We start from the raw sequence: 25,446 nt of genomic DNA, 5'->3' as shown, positions 1-25,446 counted from the left end.
AGACTAACCGCAATAGAGTTGCAGGATGCCCGGACCGATCGACCTGCACACCCACAGCAGCGTCTCCGACGGTACCGAGACCCCGACCGAGCTGGTGAAAGCGGCAGTCGCCGCGGGTCTCGGCACGGTGGCGATCACCGACCACGACTCGACGGCGGGTTGGCAGGAAGCCTTCGCCGCAGCATCCGGGACCGGCCTGACCGTGATTCCGGGAATGGAGCTCAGCACAAACTACGGTCCCGCGAGCGTCCATATGCTCGCCTACCTGTTTGATCAAGCGGATGCGACGATCATCGCTGAGACAGCGAGGATCCGTGACGGGCGGATGCATCGCGCCGAGCGCATCGTTGAACGCATCGCAGTCGACTACGACATCACCTGGGAAGAGGTTCTGGCCCAGTCGGTGGAGGGTGGCACTCTTGGGCGGCCACACATCGCAGATGCGCTCGTTGCAAAGGGGCTGGTGAGCGACCGCAGCGCGGCGTTCGAGAGCATCCTGCACTGGCGGAGCGGCTATTACGAGAAGTATTACGCACCCTCACCCCTCGACGGCGTGCGGATGATCGTCGCTGCCGGCGGAGTGCCGGTCCTGGCGCATCCGGCCACGCAGGGTCGCTACCGGGTAATTGAGGAGCGCGCGATCGCAGAACTGGTGGCTGCCGGCCTCTTCGGTCTCGAAATCCACCACCGTGACAACACTGAAGACGGCAAGGTGCGCCTGTACGAGCTCGCCGCTAAGTACGACCTTGTGGTCACTGGCTCAAGCGACTATCACGGCGTAGGCAAGCACAACCGGCTGGCCGAGAACACGACGGAGCCAGAGGCCCTAGCGCGCATTGTGGCGGCCGGTACGGGATCGGCACCCCACCGCGGCTAGTGCGTGCCGTGCCGATCCGTGCCGTCCCGATCCGTGCCGAGCACCCACGCGCCGGTCAGCACGATGTTGTCCATCAGAAGCAACAGTTGCGGCTCGATGGACACGTGCGGGCTGGAGAAGCTCAGCAGGCAGAGACCGCGCAGGTCGGAAAACTCGAGCCAGTAGTCGACCAGAAGCAGTGGGGTCTCGGATGCCCCGAGCTCGGCCGCGCCGGCACCGACACGCGAGTGTCGGATGAACGGCCCAGCGAGCGTCTTGGCCCCCACGAGTTCCGCCTCCGCTTCGAGGGTGGACCGCAGTCGTTCGGTCATGCGGTCGAGATGGCTCACATCGCCGATAGCCGGACCGAGGGCATGCCAGTACATCGCAACGTTGAGCGCGAGCGCCGCAGTCTCGTTGCGCTGCAGCAGGTAGGCGAGAAAGCGACCGCCGGCCGAGATGGCCCGCTCACAGCTCTGCCGCAACCAGCGCTCGAGTTCGGCGCGCAGCACGGGGGCGGGCCCGAGGGCGGCCAGCTGCTGGCGCACCAGCTGTGACACCTGCTCGTCACGCACCGCGGCATCCTCAAGCTCGATCACAAACCATTCGCGCGAAAGTGCAATGTCGAGCCCGACAACAGTCGATTACCGCGGGTCGAGCGGCAGTGTGGCCTCTTCGAGGCTGCCACCGGGGGCCGACGCCACCCAGGCGACATCGTCGTCTCCCGGCTGGGGCTGGAGGGACTGCAGCACGTCATCGACGATCGCCATCATCGGATGCGGGCCGGCCGGATCGAAGACCACTCGTTCGATCACGGTGCGGTACTGCTCGAGGAAGGGGGTGAGAGACTGCCCGCGCTGGAGTGCGAACTCCCGGTCGGGGTTGTCGGCGAGGTAGGCGGCAAGGGTTTCGGTCGACGAGAACAGGCAGAGCTCGTAGGGGGTGGGTCCGTCGGGTTATTCCGACTCGAAGACGCGCACCTGCAGCTCGCCTTCGGGCGTTCGGATCTGCGGCACGACGACGTAATCGTGACGGAGCGCCTGACCGATCGCCGCGACATCCTTGGCCGCAAGAGCCGCGGCGAGCGCGGCCGATCCGACCTCGGTCGTGCGGTCGATGAGAATCTCGCCACCAGCGTCGCCGTCAGCTCGGCGCCGATCGTCTCCGGAATCAGTCATGGAGTTTCCCCTCGGCCGGCCCCTGGTGATTCGAAGATAGCCTGCATCCGGCCGGCTGCCTCCAAGTCGGCGGCTCCCTCAAACTCTCCGAGGTCGGTGAAATGACGGCTCGAGGTGCCTTTCGCGCTCGCGCTGCTGTCGAGGGATCCGTCGACAGCATAGAGTTCGATGCTCGCCCACCACCCGGTCTTCAGCACCGATTGCGCGCGGATTCGCACGCAGTAATAACCCGGCTCGAGGCCCGCGCCCGCAACCTCCACGCGGGCCCAGAGGAGTGCGAGGTGGTCGTCGACGGGGGCGCTGATATTGAGTTCGGCGACCCCGGTGCCAGGACCGCGCCCGTAGACCGCGATCGATAAGGGGAAGGCAAGAGCGCTGACCGGATTCTTCATCGCAACCGAATCGGTGTGTCCGACAGCACGGTGATGCCCTTTGACGGCCCGAACGGCCCGGGGATGATGTACTCCGGCGCGCCGCCGTGGACGCGGTAGACGGTCTGGCCCGGTTTCAGGTCGGCCACCGGCTTGGCAAGCAGCCGCTCCGAGTCGGCGAGCTCCGACGGCTTGAGCCGGATCACCTGGCGGACAGTGAGCTTTTCGGCCTGTCCTGCTGCGATCTCCACTCCGGCTTTCGCGTTGATTCGCGCGACATCCGTGATCACCGACAGCAGGTCCTTTCCCCACTTGTCCCACCAGCTGCCCTTGAGGCCGTCGTACTCCGTGATGGCATGGATGTCGTCGATGGCCGACTGCGCCGCCCGGTCCCGCGCCGACATGGCGTCGTGCACACGGCCCTGCGCGTTCGCGAGGTGAGCGTTGGCTCCCGCGGCATCCATGCCATCACGGAGCACGACGGCCTCATCGAGCGCCCGCCGGGGTTGCCGGCGTTGCCGGGGTATCCGTCAGCGCCTTTCCGAGCTGCTGGTCGGTCTGTTCGAAGGCGTCAGCGATCGCAATCGATGTCTTGGAGAGGGTGTCGATGTCGTCGACCATGGACTCGCGCGTGTCGTCCCACTCGTGGGCGAAATCCTTCACGGCGTCTTCGAGTTCGGAATGACCGACGGCTCCGGCGATCCGATCACTTCGCGTGTTGGCGTCCCGGAATTCCGTCGCGATCGACGAGAGGTGACTGCCGAGGTCGCGCACATCTGCGGGGTTGAGGCTGAGATCCGGCACTTGGTCCTTTCCGATCAGCGTGCATCAGAAGAATACGGGCGGGCGCCGGACCGGTCGATGGAGAGGACTACCCGTGCTCGGGGAGTCGTCGAGTTCTGCATGGATTTCTCGCAGGGGATCTTCGCGGGGGATCTTCGCGGGGGAGTCGCACTAAAGGGTGGCTCTGCTTGGATCGGCGAAGATTCCGCCGAGTCCCTACGCGGCAGGAGGGGTGTTGCCGGTACCGCCACGACGCGAACGGGTGCGACGGCGACGCGTCGGCGAGGTGCCGTCGTGTGTTCCGCCGCCCTCGGCGCTTTCGCGCACGACATTGGTCGATCCCTCGGCGCGTTCGCGCGGCGGGCGTGCGCCGCCGGTGCGGCCGGTTCCGCCGTGGTCGCCGGAGCGACCACCGCGGTCCCCGGTACGGCTGCGGTCTCCGGCGCCATCACGCGAGCCACCATCGCGGCTGCCGCCCGAGCGACCGCCACGGTCGCTGTCGGCGGGACGGGGTTCGCGCGCCCGAACTGGACCGGCAGAGGCGAGACGCCCCTTGGTGCCCTCCGGGATGTTGAGGTCGGTGAAGAGATGTGGCGACGAGGAGTAGGTTTCGACCGGTTCCGGCTGGCCCATGTCGAGAGCCCTGTTGATGGCGGCCCACTTGTGCATGTCGTCCCAGTCGACGAAGGTCACGGCGATGCCGGTCTTGCCCGCGCGCCCCGTGCGCCCGGCGCGGTGAAGGTACGTGTCGTCGTCATCCGGAATGGTGTGGTTAATCACGTGGGTCACATCGTTGACGTCGATGCCGCGAGCCGCGACATCCGTGGCGATCAGGATGTCCTTCTTGCCGGCCTTGAACGCGGCCATCGCCCGCTCGCGCTGCTCTTGGTTGAGGTCGCCGTGCACGGCGGCGGCATTGAAGCCACGGTCGTTGAGCTCTTCGACGAGTTTGGCAGCGGCGCGCTTGGTCCGGGTGAAGACGACGGTCTTGCCGCGGCCCTCGGCCTGCAGGATGCGGGCGATGACCTCGTCCTTGTCCATCGAGTGGGCGCGGTAGACGACGTGCTTGATATTGGCCTGCGTGCGTCCCTCATCCGGATCCGTCGCGCGGATGTGGATGGGTCGGTTCATGAAGCGACGGGCGAGCGCGACAATCGGGCCGGGCATCGTTGCGGAGAACAGCATGGTGTGACGGGTGGGGGAGGTCTGGGCGAAGAGCTTCTCGATGTCGGAGAGGAATCCGAGGTCGAGCATCTTGTCGGCCTCGTCGAGCACCATCACCGTGACGTCCTTGAGCGAGAGCATCCGCTGGCTCGCGAGGTCGAGAAGGCGGCCGGGGGTTCCAACGACAACCTGCGCGCCCGCCTTGAGCTGCTCGACCTGACCCTCGTAGGCCTTGCCACCGTAAATCGCGGCCACCTGCGTGCCGCGATTGGACGCTGCAAGGGTGAGGTCTTCGGCAACCTGAACGCACAGCTCACGGGTCGGCACCACAACGAGCGCCTTGACACCGGGCTCGGGGTTCAGGCCGAGGGATTGCAGAAGGGGGAGACCGAAGCCGAGCGTCTTGCCCGTGCCGGTCTTGGCCTGGCCGATGATGTCCTGGCCACCGAGTCCCATGGGGATCGTCTGCACCTGGATCGGGAAGGGTTCGATAATGCCCTTGGTGGCGAGTGCGTCGACCATATCCTGGTCGATATTGAGATCTGAAAAAGTTGTAATGATTAATGCCCTGTCTACAAGCGGCTACGCCCGCTTTGACCTGGGGCGTGCTGAGCCTCCACCAGAAATGGGAGGCATTGATCATAGTTTAGCCGCCCGCCACTTCGGAGCGGTTTTCGGGGCGGCCAACGGCCTGTCGCGGATAGGCTGTGCCGGTGGCCTTCTTGATTCCCCGACGCCCTCGGCGCACTAATGTTCCCCGGTTGAAGCCGCGGCGCGAGTCCGTTGCGCAGGTTGATCGCGTCGATCTCGCTGAACTGACCCCGGAGCTGCTTCCCTATCTAGGACAGGCCGCCTATGTGCAATTGGCGCTCTTCGAGACCCTCGGCCATGCCGTGAGCGTCGCGCCCACAGCGGCCTCAAAAGTCGCGGTCAGCCGGGTCGCGGCACTTTCGCTGGCGAAGCACCACGGCCTCGCCGCCGAGATCAAAAGGCTCGGACATGAACCGGGACCGACGATGGCACCCTTTGCCGCTCGAATCGATGAGTACGCCCGAATCACCCTCGGGGCGGACTGGTACGAGATGCTCGTGACCGCGTATCTCACTTCCGGGCTTCTCGGTGACTTCCAGCGTCAGCTCGCGTCCGGCCTCCCGGCGGACGCGAGGGCGCGCATCATCCCGCTGCTGTCAAGCGACGACGGCCATGCCCTGCTTATCGACGAGCTGCGATCGGCCATTGACGCGAACCCGAGGCTCGCCTCCCGGCTGGCCATGTGGGGGCGTCGTCTGGTGGGGGACACCCTTCTCATTGCGCGGTCATCCCTCGCGAATGTCGGTCACTCCCGTCGCGATGAAGCCCGCCTCGAGCCGGTCTTCACCGAACTCATCGCCGCTCACACGCGCCGGATGGATGCGCTCGGCCTGACCGCCTGAGCAGTGCGGGCACGTCGGCCGACTGCGTCACCCGATCTGTTCGGCCAGGGCGACGATGATGCCAGCAGGCCCGCGGAGGTAACAGAGCCGGAAGCTGCTCTCGTAGTTCGCCACCTCTCCGAGGAGTTCGGCGCCGTGGCCGCGGAGACGGTCGACTGTGCCGTCGATGTCGTCGACCGCGAACATGATGCGATGCAGGCCGAGTGTGTTGGGCGGCGGGTTCTCCGGCTCGGTGGCCACAGAGACGGGGGAGTGGTACCTGGTCAACTCCACCGCGCTATGACCGTAGGGGGTGCGCATCATCGCGATCTCGCTGCGGATGCCGCCGAGCCCGACCGTGAGGTCCGCCCACGGTCCCTCGATCTCCGCCCGGCCCTCCAGCTCCAAGCCAAGCTCGGCGAAGAAGGCGATTGCTGCATCGAGGTCATCGACGACGATGGCGACGTTGTCCATCCGCTGAACTGTCATGTGGCTGATCGTAGTGAGCGCCGTCAGTCGGCGAGCAGTGCGCTGCTAGTCGTAACTGACCGCGAGGCGCCGGCCTTGCAGGTCGGCGAGGCAGTCTCGTATGGCCTGAAGCCGATCGGGGGAGAGTCCCACCCGACGCTCGAGCTCAGCCTCGATCTCCACTTGCTCCCGCGTGCGGTACGAGCGGGTCGGATCGCCGGGGAATTTCTTATCCGTGACGTTGCGGCAGTCGATTGACGGTTCCGTCGGCGAGTGACTTCAGGCGCGGCTGAGCTTCGTCAGCAGTTCTGCGTCGCTGGCCCTGCGCTGACGACCGAGGAACGCACTGGCGAGAGCGGCGACAATGCCCGCCACCGCCAGGCTGGCCACCCATATCCACCCGCCGTCAAACTTCAACCCAACCCAGGTGAGCGCGGCCCAGACGACGGATGCTGCGATCGCACCAATCGCGGGAACGAGCAGTGCGCCATGCGTGTCGCGCCGGGGCAGCGCGTATCGCGCCGCGAGGCCGAGGACGACACCGCCGAGCGCCACGAAAAGCAGCTCCATTTCTCAGGCCACGAAGCCGACTCGGCGGGACTCTTCCGACCCGATCTCGAGATAGCCGAATGTCGCGACGGGAACGACGTACACGTTGCCCTTCTGGTCGACGAGCCTGAAGAATTTGGAGTCTGCGGCGAGGGCCGCGATGACGATGCCCTCGACTTCCGCCGACGACTGCGATGACTCGAGGTTGATCTCACGGGGGCTGTTGGTGATGCCGATTCTTATGTCCACTCGCTCAGATTACGACAGTTGTCGCACCGCTAATCTCCCCGTTCTCTTTGGGCGCAACCAAACACCCTACGGCAGGGCGGTGTCGCCGGCTCGCGCTACGTTGGGGCCATGGCGATCACGGGGTTCCGGCGGGAGATGTCGTCGCCCTCGCGCCCACGTCCTCGTGAGCTCGATGCGTCACAGCGGGCGGTGCTCGACCTCCCCGACGAATGCTCTGCCGCGATCATCGGGGCGCCAGGGTCGGGGAAAACCGCGACCCTCATCGAGCTGGTGGCCCACCGCGTGGAGCAGCGGGGCTTTGCGCCGGAGGAACTTCTCGTGCTCACGTCGAGCCGCACGACGGCGACCCGGCTGCGGGACATCCTCGCCCTGCGACTCACGGTACCCACCAACGGGCCCATCGCCCGCACGGTCAACTCGCTGGCCTTCGAAATTGTCGGAAATGCCGCCCGCAGCGCCGGTGTCGAAGCTCCCCGCCTCGCGACCGGCGGCGACCAGGACAGCGACATTGCCCAGCTCATCGACGGACACCTCGAAGACGGATCGGGTCCGGCCTGGCCAGAACAGCTCACCCCGGAGGTGCGCCGACTGCGCGGATTCCGCACCGAGCTTCGTGAACTGCTCGGACGCTCCACGGAATACGGTGTCACTCCCGAACGCCTTCGCGCTCTCGGTGCTGACCGTGACCGGCCGGAATGGGTCGCGGCGGCCGACTTCTTCACCGACTACTTCTCGGTCGTCAGCAGCTCCCGCTCCAACCAGCTCGACTCGACCGAGCTCGTACAGTTCGCGATCGCGGCGCTAGGGCGGGGCGAGGGCGGAGCATCCGTCGACCGGCTGCGTCTCGTTATCGTGGACGACCTGCAGGAGGCCACTCGATCGACCATCGGGTTGCTCGCAGCCCTCGCCGACCGGGGTGTCTCCGTGATCGTATTCGGCGACCCGGATGTTGCGGCCAACGCCTTCCGCGGCGGAGAGCCCGACGCCCTCGCCCGGCTCGGCGTTCTGCTCGCTCTCCCGAGTCTCTCCACCCTCACTCTTTCCACCGTGCACCGCCAGGGCGAGATACTGCGCGGTTTCACCCGGAGGATCACGGAACGCATCGGCACTGCTGGCGTGTTCGGGCAGCGGGAGGCGCAGGCGGCGCCCGCTGCCGACACCACTCCTGCTGCCGTTCTTGCTGGCTTGTCGGATTTCGCCCCCGTACTCAGCATCCTCGCCGAGAGCCCAGCGCGCCAGTGGGCGGGCATCGCCCGCCAACTGCGCGAGCGTCACCTGCTCGGTGGTATCGCCTGGAATCGGATGGCCGTCATCGTGCGAAGCGGATCGCAGGTGCCCCAGATTGCGCGGGCACTCGCGCTCGCGGAGGTGCCGACCCGAACTGCGGTCGGGGGACGGGCGCTGCGAGACGACCATTCCGCTCGCGCGCTCCTCACGGTCGTCGATGTGGGAGTCGGGCGCACCGCACTCGACCCGGTGATCGCCGCTGGCCTTCTCCTCGGACCCTTCGGTGGCCTCGACAAACTCGCTGTGCGCCGGGTGCGTCTCGCCCTCCGCGCCGAGGAACTGGCCGGGGGAGGCAATCGATCCAGTGACGAGCTGCTCGTCGAGGCGCTCGAGGCGCCGGGGAGGTTTGCCACTATCGACCATCGGGTCGGGCGCAACGCCGATCGCCTTGCCCGTACCCTCGATGCCATCGGGGTCGCGGCATCAGAGGGTGCGACCATCGAGGAACTGCTCTGGTTGGCCTGGGACCGCAGCGGTCTCGCCCCGGACTGGTTTGCCCGTGCCACTAGCGCCGGTATTGCGGCCGACGAGGCGAATCGCGATCTCGACGGTGTTGTCGCGCTCTTCACGGCGGCGAAGCGCTTCGTCGAGCGCCAGCCCGGCAGTACGGCGGGGATTTTCCTCGACGGAGTACTCGACGCCGAGGTGCCGGAAGACACGCTCTCGCCGCAATCCCTGTCAGACGCGGTGCTCGTCACCACTGCCTCCGGCACGGTCGGGCTGGAGTTTGAGATCGTGGTCGTCGCCGCCCTGCAGGATGGGGTCTGGCCGAACCTCCGCCTGCGCGGGTCGCTGCTCTACCCGCAGGAGCTGGTTCGGGTGATGACCGGGTTGGGCGACGTCGCTCTCGACGAACGGCGACAGGTACGCGACGACGAGCTGCGGATGTTCGCGCTCGCGGTCTCCCGCGCGCGCCAGCAGGTCATCCTCGCCGCCGTCGACAACGAGGACGAATCCCCGAGCGTTCTGTTCTCGCTCGCCCCGGCCGATGCGCCGGTGGTCGACACCGCAGCCCTCCGACCGCTGTCGCTTCGCGCACTGACCGGTCGACTGCGGCGGGAACTCGTGCAGGAGAGGCGCACTGGAGCGGAGCGGGCGGCCGCGGCATCCGCCCTCGCTCGCCTTGCTCTCGAACGGATTCCCGGCGCCGATCCCGAGGACTGGCATGGGCTCGTGGAGGTGTCGACGACCGATCCCGTGTTCGCGGATGACGAGCAGGTACCGGTTTCACCGTCGCGACTTGAGGCCTTCGAGGACTCCCCGGTTGACTGGTTCATCGACTCTGTCTCCGGCACCCAGTCGAGCACCGCGATGGGGCTTGGCACCATTGTGCACTGGGCGATGGAGACGGCAACCGATTCGACCGTTGAGGCAGTGTGGGGAGCGATCGAGGCGCGGTGGAACGAGCTCGCGTTCGAGTCTCCCTGGCTCGCCGAGCAGCAGAAACGGGCGGCCAGGCTGCTTGCGGCGGGCGTGGCCGAGTATCTCAGAGACTTCGCCAGGGAGGGCAAGACTCTCATCGGTGCCGAGAGTCGTTTCTCGATCGACCTCGACCGCGCCACCGTCAACGGCTCGATCGATCGGGTGGAGCGCTCGCCCGACGGCTCGGTCGTGATCGTAGACCTCAAGACAGGCACTCCGATTGTGACGCAGCCGAAGATCGACGCGCATCCGCAGCTCGGCATATATCAACTTGCCTACGTTCAGGGCGTGCTTGACGAGTTTCTCGACGAGCTCGGGGAACACAGGTCCGGTGGCGCGAAGCTGCTCTTCGTAAAAAAGGGAACGCGCGGCAAGCTCTACCGCGAGGGCACGCAGGCGGCGCTCGACGGGGAACAGCTCGAGGGATTTCGCCTGCGCATTCGCCAGGCGGCGATCGGCATGGCGGCGGCGGCCTTCGACGGCGCACTCGATCTCGATGCCTGGGGATCCTTCGATATCGGTGCGAAGAAGCTGCATCGCGTGAGGTCAGTGGCCAGTGACTGAGCCGGACTTCGACACGGATTCACGCTACATTTCTGCCGACGACATCGCGGATGCCCTCGACCGCCCACGCCCGACCGCCCAGCAGCGGCGGGTGATCGAATCAGCCCTCGCCCCTGGGCTCGTTGTCGCGGGTGCGGGAAGCGGCAAGACCGAGACAATGGCCAACCGCGTGCTCTGGCTGCTCGCGAACGGAAAGGTGAGAGCGGGCGAGGTCCTTGGCCTCACCTTCACGCGAAAGGCTGCGGGGGAGCTCTCAGTGCGTATCCGCCAGCGCATCGCCGAACTGCACGACGCCGGTCTGCTCGCCGAGGACTACGACGAATTCGATCCGCCGACCGTGGCAACCTACAACTCGTTCTCCAACCGCATCTACCGCGACAACGCGATTCTGCTCGGGCGGGAAAGTGAAGGGCCGGTGCTCGGTGAGGCATCTGCCTGGCAGCTCGCTCGCTCGCTCGTGATCGAATCGACCGACGACCGCCTGCCCGGTCTCGATAAGAGCGTCGATTCGGTGACAAAGGCAGTGCTCACCCTCGCTCACGCGGTGAGCGAGAACCTGGTGGACCCGGTGGCGGTCTCGACTTTTGCGACCAAATTCGCCGCGCTCGTCGACCTGCCACCGAGCGGTCGGGGTGCCTACGAAGAAGTCGTCGGCCTTGCCAAGACCGTGGGAGCCCTGCCCGTTCTCCTTGAGCTCGCGGAGCAGTTCGCTGATACCAAAGCGCGGCGGGGTTTTGTCGAATACTCCGACCAGGTTGCCCTTGCGCTGCAGATCGTTCGAGACGTTCCCCGCGTCGCGGACGAATTGCGCGAGCAATACCGGGTGGTGCTGCTCGACGAATACCAGGACACGAGCGTGGTGCAGACCTGGCTGCTCTCCGAGCTCTTCGCCGGGCTGCCGGTGATGGCGGTCGGCGACCCCAACCAGTCGATCTACGGATGGCGCGGCGCGAGTGCCGCGAATCTCGACGGCTTCGCCCGGCAGTTCGGCGCGAGCGCTGATGGCCACTTTGCGCTCACGACGTCGTGGCGCAACGGGCACGATATTCTCGCGGTCGCCAACGCGATCGTTGAGCCCTTCCGCAACGACCGCGCAGCGACGAGCGACCCTGCGGCGCGAACCACCGTCGATCGCCTTGAGGCCGGGCCAGCGGCATCCGCTATTCCGGTGCAGATCATCGTGGAAGAGACACTGCCAGAGGAGGCGGAGGCCGCGGCCCGGTGGCTGAAGACGCGTTTGTCCGTGCCAACCGGCGTCGCCCCGCCGACCGCCGCGATGCTGTTCCGTGCGCGCAAGACGCAGGGCGCGTTCATCGAGGCGCTCCGCCGCAACGGCGTGAAGTTCCATGTACTCGGTCTCGGCGGGCTCATGGCGGAGCCGGAGATCGCCGACCTGGTGTCCGCGCTCGCGGTGGTGAACGATCCGACCGCCGGATCGGAGCTGGTGCGGCTGCTCGCCGGTTCGCGCTGGCGCATCGGCGCGAAAGACCTGCACGCTCTCGGCCGGGTCGCTTCCTGGCTGCGTGACCGGGACTACGCCCAGCGCGCCCTTGACGACGACGTGAAGGAGGCGTTGCGGGCATCCGTCGCCGAGGCCGAGGGGGGATCGATCGTCGATGCTCTCGATTTCATCGCGACGGCGCGACCGGGCCATTCCCAGCTCGAACGGTTCAGTGAGGTGGGGCTCGAGCGGCTGCGGGATGCCGGCCGCACCTTCGCCCGGCTGCGCTCGCGGGCGGGACTCGACCTGCTCGACTTCGTCACCTTCGTCGAACAGGACCTGCTGCTCGACATCGAGGTCGCGGCCAACGAGACGCGATCGCTCGGGGCGGCGAATATGGAGGCTTTCTTCGACGCGCTCGGCGGATACCTGACTGTGGACGATTCGGCCAGCCTCGGGGGATTCCTGTCCTGGCTGCGGGAGGCGGAGTGGCGAGACAACTTGACGCCGCGGCCCGAGGATCCAGAGCCCGGTACGGTGCAATTGCTCACGATCCATGGGTCGAAGGGCCTGGAGTGGGACCTCGTGGTGGTGCCGCGCCTGGTCGAGAGCGAGCTACCTGCGTCGCCGCGCGAGGGGTCAAATGGTTGGCTGGCATTCGGGGCGCTGCCCTATGATTTTCGCGGTGATGCGGCAGAACTACCGGTCTTCCACTGGACGACTCCGAGCACTCGCAAGGAGCTGCTCGACAGCCGGAAGCTGTTCACCGCCGAGGTTCGCGAGCGGCACGACCACGAGGAGCGGCGTCTGGCCTACGTCGCGGTGACGCGCGCCAGGCATTCGCTGCTCCTCACCGCTTCGTTCTGGGCGACCCAGACGAGCCCGCGGCATCCGAGTCCATTCCTCCGCGAACTCGAGAGCGGGGGCGTGATCGGCGAGTTGCCGCTCCAAAGCGAGCATGCCGAGAACCCGCTCGGCGCCGAAGCGAATCTGTTTCGCTGGCCGCTGGATCCCCTTGGTGGGCGTCGTACGGTGGTCGAGGCCGCCGCACGACTGGTGAGGGAGGCCGTGCCGGGAGCGGAAGCGGTGTGGCAAACAGAGCTAACGCTGCTGCTGGAAGAGCGGCAACGGCGAATCGACGCCACCGGCCTCGTGGAGCTGCCGACCCGGGTATCGGCCTCGCGATTCAAGGATTTCGTGAGTGATCCGGCCGCGGTGGCGGCGTCCCTTCGCCGCCCGATGCCGGAACGGCCGTATCGCGCCACCCGGCTCGGCACGCTCTTCCACGAGTGGGTCGAGCAGCGCTACGGCGTGCACGGCACGGCCGAGGAGCTGGATGCCGTGTCGGGGGAGATCGACGGCAGCGAATCCGAGGCTCCGGGCGCCGTCGACCCCGACGGACTTGCGGCGCTGAGAGCCACCTTCGAACGCTCCGAATTCGCCACCCTCACTCCCGAAGAGGTGGAGATCGAGATCCACCTGATCCTGGACGGCGAGGTGATCGTGTGCAAGCTCGATGCGGTTTACCTCGTCGACGGGCGCTACCGGGTGGTGGACTGGAAGACCGGAAAAGCTCCCCGGGATGCCGCGGACCTCGAGTCCAAGCAGCTGCAGCTCGCGCTGTATCGGCAGGCCTTCGCCGAGTGGAAGGGTATCGACCCGAGCCTGATCGACGCGGTCTTCTACTATGTGACCGATGACCGCGTCATCCGCCCCGAGCGTATCTACGACCGCGGCGAACTCGTGGCACTCTGGCGCACGATCGCTCGCTGAGTACTTCGCTGATCTGGCCGTCGGCGCCCACCTCCGCGTCCTCGAGTGACACTCGCGCCCGAAGGTGTGGGCGCACGTGTCACTCGAGGGCGCGGAGACGGTTGTTTTGCTCGCGGGTGCCTCACCGTGACACCTGGCGACCGGATGACTGCCGCGCGACTGGCGCGGCTCCCCGAGAGCCGCCTACACCGTGGGAGCGACCTGGCTCTGCCGGGCGACGATCGCACCGGCAAGCGCGTCGATCGGTTCGCGGGCGGATGTCGGATTGTCAAGCAGGCGAAAGTCGATGTCGCCAAGCTCCGGCAATTCGACAGACGCCGGAAGCTGCATGAGATCGGGCGGGATGAGGCTTTGCGGGAATGCGGCGATACCGATTCCTGCACGAGTGGCCGCGAGCACCCCGTTGATTTCGCGCACATTGCAGGTGATGCGCCATGTGCGCCCCACCGACTCGAGCGCGGTGATCGCCGCCGTGCGACTGAGGCTCGGCGCCTGATAGGTGATGAGAGGCACGGGCTGCCCTGCTTCGACGCTGAGGTTTCGGTGCCCAACCCAGACGAGGCGATCACGCCGCACGAGTCGGCCACCAGGGATGTCCGGCTCCTGTTTCACGAAGACGAGGTCGAGTTGGCCGGCGAGCAGTCGGCGGGTGAGGAATCCGCTCTGGTTGACCGTGAGTTCGAGGTTGATGTGGGGATAGAGCTGGCGGAAGTCGCGCAGGATCTGCGGCAGCTGGGTGAGGGCGAGGTCGTCGGCCGATCCGAAGCGGAGACGCCCGCGCATCGCGGAACCCGTGAAGTAGCTGGAGGCCTGGTCGTGCGCGGCGAGGATAGAGCGCGCGAAGCCGAGCATCGCATCCCCGTTGTCGGTGAGACGCACCTCACGGGTGTCGCGGAGTACGAGAGTGCGGCCGGCTGCACCCTCGAGTTTGCGGATCTGCTGGCTCACGGTCGGCTGGCTGAGGCCAAGCAACTGTCCGGTGGCCGTGAAGTTGAGCGTCTCCGCGACCGTGACGAAGGTGCGAAGCAGCACGGGGTCGAACATCCGTCCCCCAGTCATTGATAAATCGAATGTGACTTATAGCCCTGATTCTATTCCTGAATGACTTGTCATCCCCGTAACGTGGAAACGACCATACGAAACCAGTCGAGCAGTGCAGGACTTTGATCCGCGTGACCACCGAGACATCTACCGCCATCCCGCCCACCGAACCGATCCCCGTGTTGCTCGAACGACCGCGCTGGCGCGACACCTTTGATTCACTTCGGGTGTTCAACTACCGCCTCTACGTGATCTCCCAGGTGCTCTCCAATACTTCCGGGTGGATGCAGAAGATTGCGACCGACTGGCTTGTCAATGAATTGACACACAATGTTGCGCTTGTGGGAGTCACCGTCTTCCTCCAGTTCGCGCCAGTGCTGCTCTTCGGGGTCTGGGGCGGTGTCCTCGCCGACCGTGTGGACAAGCGACGGCTGATGATGGTCACCCAGTTCACGACGGCGCTGCTCTGCGCTGTACTGGGGGCGCTCACAATCACCGGGGTCGTGGTCGTTTGGCAGGTATGGGGTGTCGCCTTCCTGCTCGGAATGGTCGCCGTGGTCGAGGGGCCGGCACGCTCGGCCTTCGTGAACGAAATGGTCGGACATCGTCGACTGCGCAACGCGATCAGTCTCAATGCCTCGATCTTCCACCTGGGCGGCCTGGTCGGGCCAGCCATCAGTGGAGTTCTCATCGTGCTCGTGGGATCGGGTTGGTCGATCAGTGTCAACGCGGTCGCGGCGGTAGTGGTGGTGGTCACCCTTGGCTGCATGCGAGGCAGGGAGCTGCTGGCCTCGCCCCGTGCCATCCGCTCCAAGGGACAGATCCGTGAGGGAGTGAGGTACGTGATCGGCAAGCCGACCATCTTCTGGCCGATGGTGATGCTCGCCTTCGTGTCGACTTTCGGGATGACTCTGCCGGTGCTGCTCGTCGCTTTCGCCGACAACGTGTACCAGACCGGCGCGGCCGGCTACGGGCTCTACAGTTCAGCGGCCGCTGTTGGGGCCCTCACCGGTGCCGTGCTGTCGACGCGGCGGATGAACGTGCGACTGCGCACGATCATGTTCGCGGCTGGCCTGTTCGGACTGGCGCTCATCCTCGCCGGAAACGCCCCGTGGGAGCCGCTCTTCCTGATATTCCTCGTCAGCATCGGCGTTTCCCGGCTGCTCTTCGCGACCGCGGCAGAGTCGATCGTGCAGCTTTCTACCAACCGTTCGATCCGCGGTCGGGTCATGTCGCTCTACTCGATGGTGATGCTCGGCGGTCAGGCCATCGGCGGTCCGATCAGCGGTGCAATCGCCCACCGGTTCGGGGTGGAGGCGGCGATGACGGTTGCTGGTGTGGTACCGGCGCTCGCCGCTATCGTGATTGCGATCGTCCTCGCCCGAAGCGGCAAGCTCGCCCTCAGGATCCGACTGAAGCGGATGCATCCGCTCGTCGCCATCGTGCGAGGCCGCGTTCGCTAGCCACGGTGCGCTACTTGGCGCAGTACAGCGTGCGCTGAGAATCCGTCATCGGCCCGTTGTGGGGCAGTACGATCCCCGAATTTGGCTGGGTGGTATCGGGCCCTTCGATAGTCACGGGCGCGGTGTACCAGTAGTAATGACCGTAAAAGCGGTTGGCGAAGTGGAGCTCCCAGGTACCGGTGACCCGGCTCATTGCAGTGGCCTTCGTGACATAGCCAATGTTGCCCTGGGGTATATGGACCGTAACGGCGCTTCCGGACGTTTGGCTCGTTGTCCAGGTGTGGTTGTAGTTGACTTCGATGGCGACTTTGTAGATCTCCAATATGTCGGCAGAGCCCGTGATCGACCCCCCGACGCTGTCGCTGTTGGTCTTCGTCTGCGACCAATTGATCCACGCATCGACCGGGCGACGGTCGCAGTTGGCGACGGGTGTAGATACCACCTCCTGATCACTCAGGAATGGCTCGTTGCTCGTCGGCGTGAACTTGCAGTAGTCCGCTGTCGCACACAGCGCAAGTAGTTCTTCGGTGGTGGGAGTATCTGCGGCCTGTGCCGCAGATACGGGGATGACAGTGAGCAGCAACGCTCCGATCGCACTGGCCACCAAGGCAATTCGAGTGGTTTTCATAACTCGTCCAATCCGCACATCGTGAATCTCATCGCTCGGCCGGTTTGCGGCCTCAGTTCGAGGCTAGAACGATCAGCACGCAGATACGGGGATCAGCTGAATCGGAGCCGAACGTTAGTCAATCGGACAACGTTGGGGGCTCATCTCGCCGCAGACTTGCGTGAAACCCGCGGGAGTGACACCCTACGCGCGGCGGTCGCGGTCGAGCATCGCCTCGACCTCTTCAACGGCCATCACCGGCATGGTGTTGTGGCTGAGGGTTTGGTCGAGGTCGTTCTGAACGGTGTCTACGAGACCGTGCAGCATCTGCACCGCGTCGTCCACGATCTCGGTGCTGCGCTCCTGGGTGCCGTGCAGAAGCCACTTGGCGATCTCGAGTTCGGCATAGAGCATTGCGCGATGTTTCACCTGCCGGTCGCTCGAGCCCCTGGCTTCGTTGTAGGCATCGAACGCAGTCTCGGCCACGTACTCGCCGCGTGCGCTCAATAACCAGTAGAGGTCGCGCGCCGGGTCACCCACGCTGAGAGACTGCCAGCCGAGCAGGCCGGTCACCTCGTCGTCGGAGGTGAGGAACGAGTCGGCCGAGAGGCCTCCGTTGATCACGGTCGGCGCGAACTGCCAGAGAGGTCCGTCTTCGGTGGCCTTCTCCCAGCGTCCGAGAAGAGCGGCTGGCACGAGGTTCGTCGCGCTCGCGCGATCCATAATCGTGATTGTGGACTGCAAGATCTCGACCGGGCTGTGCACGGGAAGGCCGGCATCCGCTACGAAGCTCGTCGGGAGGGTGTGGATCGCGGCGATCGCTCGACCGAGGGCGGGCGCCAAGGGACTCCCTTCGGCAATGCCAGCCAACTCGAGCGGTGATCCGAAGACGAAGTCGTAGACAACGGCGCGGGTTCCGCCGATCGGGGTCTGGCCGGCGAAATTGGACACCGCGAAGGGGAGTCGCGCGCGCACTCCGGTGCTCAGCGCGCGCAGTGCGACGAGGTCTGCGGACTGCTCGGCCTCGGCGCGTTCCGAGGTCGGGACACGGACGATCCAGTGCCTGCCGTCGCGCGTGTTGAGCAGGGCGGACTCGAAGTCACCGCGGGCGCCCGACCCGAAACCACTGGCCGACGTGACGTCGAGACCGGCAACGGCTGCGGTCGCGAGCGCGGCTAGAGTGAGGTGGGATCTGGCCATACCTCTTAGGGTAGGTCGTCCTCCAGCGGCCGGTGTCGAACGCCACGCCATTCCCGCTCCCTTCGATGATTGGTGCCTCGATGCCTGCCGACGCTGAGTCGCACAACTCCGAGCCAGACTGTGCCGTGCCGCCGACGTATCTCATGCCGCTTCCCGCCTCGGCATTACCGCTCTCCCGTCACGGCCTGGATCGCGACTACCTCGCTCGCAGCGCCCCTGACCTCTTTGAGTCTCTTCGTCTCAATCCGCGGATGCGTCAGCTCGTGCTGTGGAAAAATAGGGCGCTGCTCGGCGCCGGGGGCGAGCTCGACCTGTTGCCGCACGACACTGAACTGGATGCCACCCTCAGGCTGTACCTCGGACTATCCCTCGAGCCGGACCACCAGGGAGATCCCATCATTGCCGTGATCGTGGACGACGACGCCGCGAGCACCCTCGCGCCGCTTGAGTCGGACCCGGGGCAGTCCCGCTGGGGTGACCTGCGCGCGCTGGGCAGCTCGTTCAGTGACAGCGATGCTGGTCTCTTCACCGCCGCGCTGGCGCTCGCCAACTGGCACGACTCTCATCAGTTTTCCCCGCGTACCGGCATGGCGACTATCGCGGGCCAGGGCGGTTGGGTTCGAACGGACGTCGAAAGCGGTCGCGAGGTCTTCCCCCGCACCGACCCGGCCATCATCGTCGGAATTGTGGATGCCGAGGACCGCCTGCTGCTCGGCCACAACGCGATGTGGCCGGCCAACCGCTACTCCCTCCTTGCTGGTTTCGTAGAGCCGGGGGAGTCACTCGAGAGCGCGGTCCTGCGCGAGGTGTTCGAGGAGTCGGGCGTGCGTATTGTCGACCCGGTCTATGTTGGGTCGCAGCCCTGGCCGTTCCCGGCATCCCTCATGCTCGGTTTTATCGCGAAGGTCGACCCGGATGTTGAGTCAACCCTCACCCCGGATGGTGCAGAAATCCTTGATCTGCGCTGGTTCAGCCGCGACGAGCTGACAGCATCCCTCGACGATATCGGCCTTCCCGGCCACACCTCGATCGCGCGGGCGATCATCGAGCACTGGTATGGCGGCCCGATCGCCGACCGTCGCGAGTGGTGACCTCGGCCGACTCCCTGCTCGAAGCCCTCGACGACGAGCAGCGCATCGCCGCGCAGACCCTGCTCGGGCCCCTCTGCATGCTCGCCGGTGCCGGCACCGGCAAGACTCGGGCCATCACGCACCGCATCGCCTACGGCGTCGCCACCGGTGTCTACGCCCCGGATCGGGTGATGGCCCTCACCTTCACCTCCCGCGCCGCGGCGGAGCTTCGCGGGCGGCTGCGCCAACTCGGTGCCACCGGCGTTGCCGCGCGCACCTTCCATGCCTCCGCGCTCTCGCAGCTCGGTCACTTCTGGCCGGAGGTGATCGGTGGGCAGATGCCCCGACTGCTCGACAGTAAGGGACGGGTGATCGCCCAGGCCGCCGAGACCCTCCGGCTCAAACTCGACACTGCTACGTTGCGGGATCTCGCCGCCGAGATCGAGTGGCGCAAGGTGTCGCGGCTCACCCTCGACCAGTACGCGGCCGTGCTGCCCCAGCGCACCGTGCCGTCATCCCTCGACGCTGACAAGATGGTCGCGCTGCATCGCGCCTACGAATCGGTGAAGGATGAGCGCCGGCAGCTCGACTTCGAAGACGTGCTTCTCGCGACGGCCGGCATGATCGAGGCCGAACCGCGGGTCGCCCAGCAGGTGCGCGAGCAGTACCGCTTCTTCGTCGTCGATGAATACCAGGACGTCTCGCCCCTCCAGCAGGCGCTGCTCGACCTGTGGCTCGGAGACCGGCAGGATCTTTGCGTGGTCGGCGATGCGAGTCAGACGATTTACTCCTTCGCGGGGGCATCCGCTGACTTCCTTCTCGGCTTCCCGACCCGCTTCCGCGAGGCGGCGGTGGTGCGTCTCGAACAGAACTACCGCTCGAGTGCTCCGATCGTCGGCATGGCGAACCAGCTGATGCGCGGCCGTGCCGGTGCGCTCGCTCTTCGCGCGTTGGTCGGCGTGCCGGAGGCGGCAGGGAAGGCTCTGCCGACGGTGACGAGCTACCCGAGCGAGGTCGCCGAGGCGCGCGCGATCGCGGCACAGGTGGCCGCAGCGATCGCGACCGGTACCCGACCGCAGGATGTCGCGATCCTCTTCCGAATCAACGTGCAGTCGGCACCTCTCGAGTCGGCTCTCACCGACGCCGGAGTGAGCTTCCAGCTTCGCGGTGGTACGCGGTTCTTCGAGCAGCAGGAGGTGAAGCAGGCGCTGATGATGCTCAAGGGCGCTGTCGTCGGGGCGACCTTCGAGCCCCTGTTCAAGACCGTGAGTGATGTGTTGCGCTCCCTCGGCTGGACCCAGGATGCTCCCGAGGTGCGGGGGGCGGTACGCGATCGGTGGGAATCTTTGAACGCGCTGATGGGACTGGCCGAGGGATCTACCGCGGGAACTTCTCTCAGGTCGTTCGTCGACGAGTTGTTCGAGCGATCGGCCAGCCAACACGAGCCGACGATGGCCGCGGTGACTCTTGCCACCCTGCATTCGGCGAAGGGCCTGGAGTGGGACACGGTATTTCTCGTTGGCCTGAGTGACGGCTACGTACCGATCACCTATGCCAAGTCAGAACAGGCTGTGGAGGAGGAGCGGCGCCTGCTCTATGTTGGCATCACCCGTGCTCGTCGTCGCCTTCATCTGTCCTGGTCATCGGGTGGTTCAGGACGCGGGCCCGAGCGCCGCGCGTCGCGGTTTCTCGCCGGACTTTCGTGAGCACGCCCGCGGTTACGGAGGGTATCTTCGGCGGCCGGTACCTGTGGGTGACCATCGGAAGCAGTGCCCTCGTCTTTCTCGCCGCCTTCGAATCGCTGGCTGTGACCACGATCATGCCGGTGATCAGCCGGGATCTCGACGGCGGCACCCTGTATGCCCTGGCTTTCGCCGGACCGCTGTCGGCGGGGGTCATCGGCATGGTGATCGCGGGAAACTGGTCCGACCGCTCCGGGCCGATCCTGCCGCTCTATTTCTCCGCCGCGCTGTTCGCCCTCGGTCTTCTCGTGGCGGGGAGCGCGCCGAACATGGGAGTCTTCGTCGTGGGTCGCCTCGTGCAGGGCCTCGGGAGCGGGGCAATGACGGTCGCGCTCTATGTGGTCGTCGCCCGGCTCTATCCGGCCGTGCAGATGCCGCGAATCTTCGCAAGCTTCGCCGCCGCATGGATCGTGCCGTCGCTCGTCGGTCCGTTCATCGCCGGTCTCGTGGCCGAGTTGTGGGGTTGGCACTGGGTGTTCCTCGGGGTGGTCGGGCTCGTGATCGCGGCGACGGCGATACTCACTCCGGCGACGCGGATGTTGCGGCTCCAGCCCCGGCAGCACAGCGAGACCCCGTGGAACATTGGTCGGATCGGCTGGGCACTGCTGGCGGCCATGGCGGTGCTCGTGGTTAATCTGTCCGCCGATCTCGACGGCGTCGCCGCCGTGCTCGCGCCGCTTGTGGCGATAATGGTCGCGGTCGTGGCGGTGCGGCCGCTCCTCCCGCGCGGGACGCTCCTCGCCCGTCGTGGCTTGCCGACGGTGATCCTCCTGCGCGGCCTCGCCTCGGCGTCTTTTCTCGGAGCGGAGGTGTATCTGCCCTACCTCCTCGTGCAGCAGTACGCCTTCTCGCCCACGTTCGCCGGCCTCGCGCTCACCGGGTCCGCTCTCGCCTGGGCGGCGACATCCTGGCTCCAGGGTCATCTCGGCGACCGCCTTCGCCCCGAGATCGCGATGAGCGTCGGTATGTGGCTCGCGCTCGGAGCGGTGATTGTGGCGTGCGTCTCGGCGGCGCTACACCTGCATCCGGCGGTCATCATCGTCGGCTGGGTGGTGGGCGGCGGAGGAATGGGGCTCGCCTATCCGCGCACCAGTGTCATGACCCTTGGGCTTTCGACGGCAGCTCAGCAGGGTTTCAACAGCTCCGCACTCTCGATCTCCGACTCGCTCGGCGCCGCCCTAGCCCTCGCCGTCATCGGGGTTGTGTTTAGCGCGCTCGCCCGGATCGACATGAATTCCGCCGCGGGCTCTGTGGCCTTTGCTGGCAGCTTTGGCATCGGCGTGCTGATCGCGATCGCAGCCGTGTGTGTTGCGCCGCGGGTGGTGCCCGCACGGCTCAGGCGGTGAGCGAGGCGCACCCGCACTCCGGATGACTGCCCCACTCGCGCAGCATCCGCTCCCCACTGCCCGCGTCGATCTCGATCGTCGTCAGCGGTTCGATCCGGTTCACGATCCGGCGCGCGAGGATCAGGCGTGCGACTGTCGCCGCAACCTCTGCCGCCACGAGGGATGTCTCGATGCCGCTGCGTCGGTGCCAGAGTTGAGAGGCTATCGCTGGCCAGGACGGGTCGGAATCGGTGCGATGGAGCTCGAGACAGTAGAGACACGGACCGGTTCCCGGTCTGATGATCGGCCCGACGCGCACGACTTCGTCGCCGAAAACCACCGCGAGGTGAGGGATGTCGCGGCGCAACCAGCGGCCATGAACCTCCGGCTCGATCACATAGTGGGCCACGATCACGGCAATTTCCGGGCTCGCATCGGGCTCATCGGCCAGCACAGCCATGCCCGATCCGACGAGGAGCCGCTTCACCAGTTCCGCTGTCTCGCCGGTGCCGATGACAACCGCCGTTGCCGGTGCCCGCGGGGGTGCCGGATGCTCCAGTGCCGGATCGAGCGCGCGGATCAAAGCGTCACAGGCGCCGTCGGGTAGCCCGGCCGAGCGGCCGATCATCTCGGCTCCCGATCGGCTCACTCCCGTTACGAGCGCGGCGATCACCAACTCGTCGGCGTGCGAAACGGCCTCGAGCACCACGCGGGGTCGATCAGTGCCGAATTGAAGGCTCTGCGGCGTGCGCCACAGCAGCGGAAACCGGGGGTCAAGTCGGAGCACCATGTACGGAATGATGCACTGCCGGCGCGATCAACGTCGCTCACCGTCCACAGGGCAGGCGGGGCCGCCCTACTTGCCAGGATCCCCGGCGCTGTCGTTGCCGGCTTCGTGCGGGCGATCATCGCGGTCGTCGTTGAGCAGATCTTCGATCGCCTGGTCGATGTCGTCTGCCGCGGCAGACGGTTCACCGAGTCTCACGATGAGAGCGGCCGGGTCGTCGATGTCGTCAGAGGTGGGGAGTAGGTCGGGGTGAGACCACAGGGAGTCACGCTTTTCATCGCCGAGCTCGTCGGTGATCTTCTGCCACATCGAGGCCGCTTCACGCAGTCGCCGTGGTCGTATTTCCAGGCCAACGAGAGTGGAGAATGCGGACTCCGCTGGGCCGCCGGCAGCGCGTCGACGTCGAACGGTCTCAGCGATGGCATCGGACTTCGGAAGGCGGACGGTGGCCTGGGCCGTAACCACATCGACCCAGCCTTCAATCAGGGCGAGCACCGTCTCCAACCGACCGAGAGCTGCGAGTTGGGATTCCGATTTCGGCGGAATGAGCGCCCCGCTCACCATGGCCTGGCGCAACTCTTCGGGATTGGATGGGTCGAAGTCCGCAGCGAGCTGCTCGAGTCGATCGGTGTCGATTCGGATCCCCTTGGCGAATTCGGTGATCGACGTCATCAGCTGCAGCCGCAACCACTTGGCGTGGCGGAACAGGCGTGCGTGGGCGAGCTCTCGAACCGCGAGGTAGAGCTGTACCTGGTCCTGTTCAATGTCGAGACCGGCGCCGAAGGACGCGACGTTCTGCGGAAGGATCGCGGCCTGCTGGTCCCCGTCCTTCGTGGAGCCGAGCAGCGGGATTCCAATGTCGCCCCCCGAGACCACTTCGCTGGCGAGTTGGCCGACTACCTGCCCGAGCTGCATCGCGAACAGGGTGCCGCCGACGTTGCGCATGAGCTTCGATGCACCCTCGATCATTCCGGACATTTCTTCGGGTGCCTGGTCGCGAAGCACCTGAGTGAGCGAATTGGCGATGCTGAGAGCCACGGGCTCGGCGAGCTGAGTCCAGATCGGCATGGTGGCGATGATCCACTCGGGGCGGGACATGAGACGGGGAGTCGAGGTCAGCTCTGAGACGTAGGTAGCCTCATCGAGCCAGAGCGCCGCTATATGGAAGGCCTGCTCGAGCGAGGAACGTTCCGCCGGGGTCGTTGCCACCACATCCTGCGCCGCGAGCGTTTTGGCCTGCTCGAGTGCGAGATCCCAGTTGATGCCGTCGCCGCTCGAGCGCATCGCGCTCTGCAACTGGGCGATGAGGTTGCGGATCATCTCCGGGTCGTTGGGGAGCCCGGCGGCACTGGCGAGGCGCGCGGGATCGATGTCTCCGTTTCCGGAGAGGAACTGGCTCAGCATGTCGCGGAATTCATCTTCCGGGTTCTGGGCCGAATCTTCAGGCATGGCAACTACGCTAGCGGCTGCGCGCTGCGTGCGGTGTGTGTATCCAGTTCGTCCCGTCAGGCTGCTCTGCGCCCGTGGCGAACAGTGTGCAGAAAGGATCCCGGTGGCACTGTTCATCGATGACCGCGACCTCCTGTCACCCTCCTCGTCGGGACGTCGTTTCACTCGGGTCGGGTGGGTGCTTCTGGCGGCCGCGGTATTCAGCACCCTCGCCTTCACGCTCGTACCGGCACCGTACGTGATCGAGCAGCCGGGGCCCGTCTTCAACACCCTTGGAACGGTGCTCAACGGCAGCAAGCAGGTGCCGCTCATCCAGATACCCGGGCAGAAGACGTACCCCACCGGCGGCGCCCTTGACATGCTCACCGTGAATATCGGCGGCAGTCGTGAGCAGCCGCCGAGCTGGTTCGAGGTGGCACAGGCTTACCTTGACCCGAGCAAGGCGGTGCTGCCGGTGGACGCCGTCTACCCGGCGGGCACCTCGCTGGAGCAGTCGAACGCCCAGGCGAACGTCGACATGCAGAACTCGCAAAAGGATGCCGTGGCAGCGGCACTCACCTCCCTCGGCTACACCCTCCCCGCCGCCCTCACCGTGGGGGGCCTTTCGCCCCACTCGCCCTCGAGCGGCATCCTGCAGAAGGGTGACACGATTGTGAGCGTGGACGGGCAGACTGCCGACAGCGTGCTCGGACTGCGGGCGATCATCGCCAAGAGCGGCGCAGGCGCACCGGTGAGCATCGGCATCGAACGCGGGGGAGTAGCCCAGACGGTCACGGTGACACCGGAGCTCAGTTCCGGAGCGGATGCCGTGCCAGTCATCGGTATCTTCCCGGCCATCGTCTATACCTATCCATTTGAGGTGAAGATCCAGCTCGAGAATGTGGGCGGGCCAAGCGCCGGCCAGATGTTCGCGCTCGGTATCATCGACAAGCTCACCCCGGGAAAGCTCAACGGTGGGGCGACGGTTGCGGGCACCGGCACGATCGACGGCGCGGGAGTCGTTGGGCCCATCGGAGGCATCCGCCAGAAGCTCTATGGCGCGCGCGAGGCCGGGGCCACCTGGTTCCTCGCACCGTATTCGAATTGCGATGAGGTGACCGGGCATATCCCGAGCGGAATCCGCGTTCTCGCGGTCAAGACGCTCAACGACTCGCTTGCGGCGTTGAAAGCGATCAAGAATGGCTCGAGCACGAGTGGTCTTCTCGCCTGTCCCACCCGCTAGCAGCGGGGGCGGCCTCCCAGACC

At 66.1% G+C, this 25,446-nt stretch carries 24 protein-coding genes and 1 pseudogene; 9 read left to right on the top strand and 16 right to left on the bottom strand.

Annotated features, from left to right (window positions below):
• The first annotated feature begins 25 nt into the window (after window positions 1–25).
• Complete coding sequence (locus tag RCH11_RS05035) at window positions 26–877, top strand: PHP domain-containing protein (RefSeq protein WP_327055902.1); 852 nt, start codon at window positions 26–28, stop codon at window positions 875–877.
• Here RCH11_RS05035 and RCH11_RS05030 read toward each other — a convergent pair.
• The 7 genes from RCH11_RS05030 to RCH11_RS05000 all read right to left on the bottom strand — a co-directional run bounded on the left by RCH11_RS05030 (window position 874) and on the right by RCH11_RS05000 (window position 4,874).
• Window positions 874–1,455, bottom strand: a complete 582-nt coding sequence (locus RCH11_RS05030; RefSeq protein ID WP_327055901.1) for a hypothetical protein — start codon at window positions 1,453–1,455, stop codon at window positions 874–876. The two genes, RCH11_RS05035 and RCH11_RS05030, sit on opposite strands and share 4 nt — an antisense overlap.
• Before the next feature lie 45 nt (window positions 1,456–1,500).
• Window positions 1,501–1,671, bottom strand: coding sequence for a hypothetical protein (locus RCH11_RS05025; RefSeq protein WP_327055900.1), 171 nt, complete (start codon window positions 1,669–1,671; stop codon window positions 1,501–1,503).
• Between the two features lie 141 nt (window positions 1,672–1,812).
• Entirely contained in the window at window positions 1,813–2,034 is a 222-nt protein-coding gene (locus RCH11_RS05020; RefSeq protein WP_327055899.1) for a hypothetical protein, read from the bottom strand.
• The gene (locus RCH11_RS05015; protein ID WP_327055898.1) at window positions 2,031–2,426 is read right to left on the bottom strand and encodes a hypothetical protein; all 396 of its coding nucleotides are present in this window, start codon (window positions 2,424–2,426) and stop codon (window positions 2,031–2,033) included. The genes RCH11_RS05020 and RCH11_RS05015 overlap by 4 nt, the downstream gene beginning before the upstream one ends.
• Window positions 2,423–2,884: a hypothetical protein gene (locus RCH11_RS05010; protein WP_327055897.1), complete on the bottom strand. Its 462-nt coding sequence runs from the start codon at window positions 2,882–2,884 to the stop codon at window positions 2,423–2,425. The genes RCH11_RS05015 and RCH11_RS05010 overlap by 4 nt, the downstream gene beginning before the upstream one ends.
• 7 nt (window positions 2,885–2,891) lie before the next feature.
• Window positions 2,892–3,209 (bottom strand): type VII secretion target, encoded by a 318-nt coding sequence (locus tag RCH11_RS05005; protein WP_327055896.1) that lies wholly within the window; start codon window positions 3,207–3,209, stop codon window positions 2,892–2,894.
• 195 nt (window positions 3,210–3,404) lie between these two features.
• Window positions 3,405–4,874 (bottom strand): DEAD/DEAH box helicase, encoded by a 1,470-nt coding sequence (locus RCH11_RS05000; RefSeq protein WP_327055895.1) that lies wholly within the window; start codon window positions 4,872–4,874, stop codon window positions 3,405–3,407.
• Between the two features lie 191 nt (window positions 4,875–5,065).
• On the opposite strand from RCH11_RS05000, the gene RCH11_RS04995 reads away from it, so the two are divergent.
• A complete protein-coding gene (locus RCH11_RS04995; RefSeq protein ID WP_327055894.1) occupies window positions 5,066–5,785 on the top strand; it encodes a ferritin-like fold-containing protein in 720 nt (239 codons plus the stop codon).
• A 27-nt stretch (window positions 5,786–5,812) separates the two neighbouring features.
• Here the strand turns inward: RCH11_RS04995 and RCH11_RS04990 are convergent, their stop codons facing one another.
• The 4 genes and pseudogenes from RCH11_RS04990 to RCH11_RS04980 form a co-directional block, all read right to left on the bottom strand.
• Window positions 5,813–6,253, bottom strand: coding sequence for a VOC family protein (locus RCH11_RS04990; protein ID WP_327055893.1), 441 nt, complete (start codon window positions 6,251–6,253; stop codon window positions 5,813–5,815).
• Window positions 6,254–6,298: 45 nt separating this feature from the next.
• A pseudogene (locus RCH11_RS18155) lies at window positions 6,299–6,490 on the bottom strand (NAD(+)--rifampin ADP-ribosyltransferase); the annotation flags it as partial.
• A 21-nt stretch (window positions 6,491–6,511) separates the two neighbouring features.
• A complete protein-coding gene (locus RCH11_RS04985; RefSeq protein WP_327055892.1) occupies window positions 6,512–6,802 on the bottom strand; it encodes a hypothetical protein in 291 nt (96 codons plus the stop codon).
• A gap of 3 nt (window positions 6,803–6,805) precedes the next feature.
• Complete coding sequence (locus RCH11_RS04980; protein ID WP_327055891.1) at window positions 6,806–7,030, bottom strand: DUF3107 domain-containing protein; 225 nt, start codon at window positions 7,028–7,030, stop codon at window positions 6,806–6,808.
• 108 nt (window positions 7,031–7,138) lie between these two features.
• On the opposite strand from RCH11_RS04980, the gene RCH11_RS04975 reads away from it, so the two are divergent.
• Window positions 7,139–10,303, top strand: a complete 3,165-nt coding sequence (locus RCH11_RS04975; RefSeq protein WP_327055890.1) for an ATP-dependent DNA helicase — start codon at window positions 7,139–7,141, stop codon at window positions 10,301–10,303.
• Window positions 10,296–13,517, top strand: a complete 3,222-nt coding sequence (locus RCH11_RS04970) for an ATP-dependent helicase (RefSeq protein ID WP_327055889.1) — start codon at window positions 10,296–10,298, stop codon at window positions 13,515–13,517. The genes RCH11_RS04975 and RCH11_RS04970 overlap by 8 nt, the downstream gene beginning before the upstream one ends.
• A gap of 183 nt (window positions 13,518–13,700) precedes the next feature.
• Here RCH11_RS04970 and RCH11_RS04965 read toward each other — a convergent pair whose 3' ends face one another.
• Window positions 13,701–14,561, bottom strand: a complete 861-nt coding sequence (locus RCH11_RS04965) for a LysR substrate-binding domain-containing protein (RefSeq protein WP_327056191.1) — start codon at window positions 14,559–14,561, stop codon at window positions 13,701–13,703.
• Between the two features lie 128 nt (window positions 14,562–14,689).
• Here RCH11_RS04965 and RCH11_RS04960 point away from each other — a divergent pair, with 128 nt between their 5' ends.
• Complete coding sequence (locus RCH11_RS04960) at window positions 14,690–16,021, top strand: MFS transporter (protein WP_327055888.1); 1,332 nt, start codon at window positions 14,690–14,692, stop codon at window positions 16,019–16,021.
• 10 nt (window positions 16,022–16,031) lie between these two features.
• Here RCH11_RS04960 and RCH11_RS04955 read toward each other — a convergent pair whose 3' ends face one another.
• Window positions 16,032–16,625, bottom strand: coding sequence for a hypothetical protein (locus tag RCH11_RS04955; protein WP_327055887.1), 594 nt, complete (start codon window positions 16,623–16,625; stop codon window positions 16,032–16,034).
• Window positions 16,626–16,832: 207 nt separating this feature from the next.
• The gene (locus RCH11_RS04950; RefSeq protein ID WP_327055886.1) at window positions 16,833–17,828 is read right to left on the bottom strand and encodes a phosphotransferase; all 996 of its coding nucleotides are present in this window, start codon (window positions 17,826–17,828) and stop codon (window positions 16,833–16,835) included.
• A gap of 80 nt (window positions 17,829–17,908) precedes the next feature.
• Here RCH11_RS04950 and nudC point away from each other — a divergent pair, with 80 nt between their 5' ends.
• The 3 genes from nudC to RCH11_RS04935 are packed head-to-tail and all read left to right on the top strand — an operon-like array spanning window position 17,909 to window position 21,986.
• Entirely contained in the window at window positions 17,909–18,919 is a 1,011-nt protein-coding gene (gene nudC / locus RCH11_RS04945) for an NAD(+) diphosphatase (protein WP_327055885.1), read from the top strand.
• The gene (locus RCH11_RS04940; RefSeq protein ID WP_327055884.1) at window positions 18,913–20,604 is read left to right on the top strand and encodes an ATP-dependent helicase; all 1,692 of its coding nucleotides are present in this window, start codon (window positions 18,913–18,915) and stop codon (window positions 20,602–20,604) included. The genes nudC and RCH11_RS04940 overlap by 7 nt, the downstream gene beginning before the upstream one ends.
• Window positions 20,601–21,986 (top strand): MFS transporter, encoded by a 1,386-nt coding sequence (locus RCH11_RS04935; RefSeq protein ID WP_327055883.1) that lies wholly within the window; start codon window positions 20,601–20,603, stop codon window positions 21,984–21,986. The genes RCH11_RS04940 and RCH11_RS04935 overlap by 4 nt, the downstream gene beginning before the upstream one ends.
• Here the strand turns inward: RCH11_RS04935 and RCH11_RS04930 are convergent.
• Together RCH11_RS04930 and RCH11_RS04925 are read right to left on the bottom strand one after the other, a co-directional pair.
• On the bottom strand, window positions 21,976–22,755 hold the full coding sequence (locus RCH11_RS04930) for a hypothetical protein (protein ID WP_327055882.1): 780 nt from the start codon (window positions 22,753–22,755) through the stop codon (window positions 21,976–21,978). The genes RCH11_RS04935 and RCH11_RS04930 overlap by 11 nt on opposite strands.
• A 66-nt stretch (window positions 22,756–22,821) precedes the next feature.
• Complete coding sequence (locus tag RCH11_RS04925; RefSeq protein WP_327055881.1) at window positions 22,822–24,201, bottom strand: zinc-dependent metalloprotease; 1,380 nt, start codon at window positions 24,199–24,201, stop codon at window positions 22,822–22,824.
• Window positions 24,202–24,304: 103 nt separating this feature from the next.
• Here RCH11_RS04925 and RCH11_RS04920 point away from each other — a divergent pair, with 103 nt between their 5' ends.
• Complete coding sequence (locus tag RCH11_RS04920; protein WP_327055880.1) at window positions 24,305–25,423, top strand: YlbL family protein; 1,119 nt, start codon at window positions 24,305–24,307, stop codon at window positions 25,421–25,423.
• Window positions 25,424–25,446 lie beyond the last annotated feature (23 nt).

The sequence above is a fragment of the Glaciihabitans sp. GrIS 2.15 genome (assembly GCF_035984695.1).
In the GTDB taxonomy this organism is placed as follows: domain Bacteria; phylum Actinomycetota; class Actinomycetes; order Actinomycetales; family Microbacteriaceae; genus Lacisediminihabitans.
The sequence above is the reverse complement of the archived record's forward strand: the minus strand, read 5'-3'. Positions and strand labels throughout refer to the sequence as shown.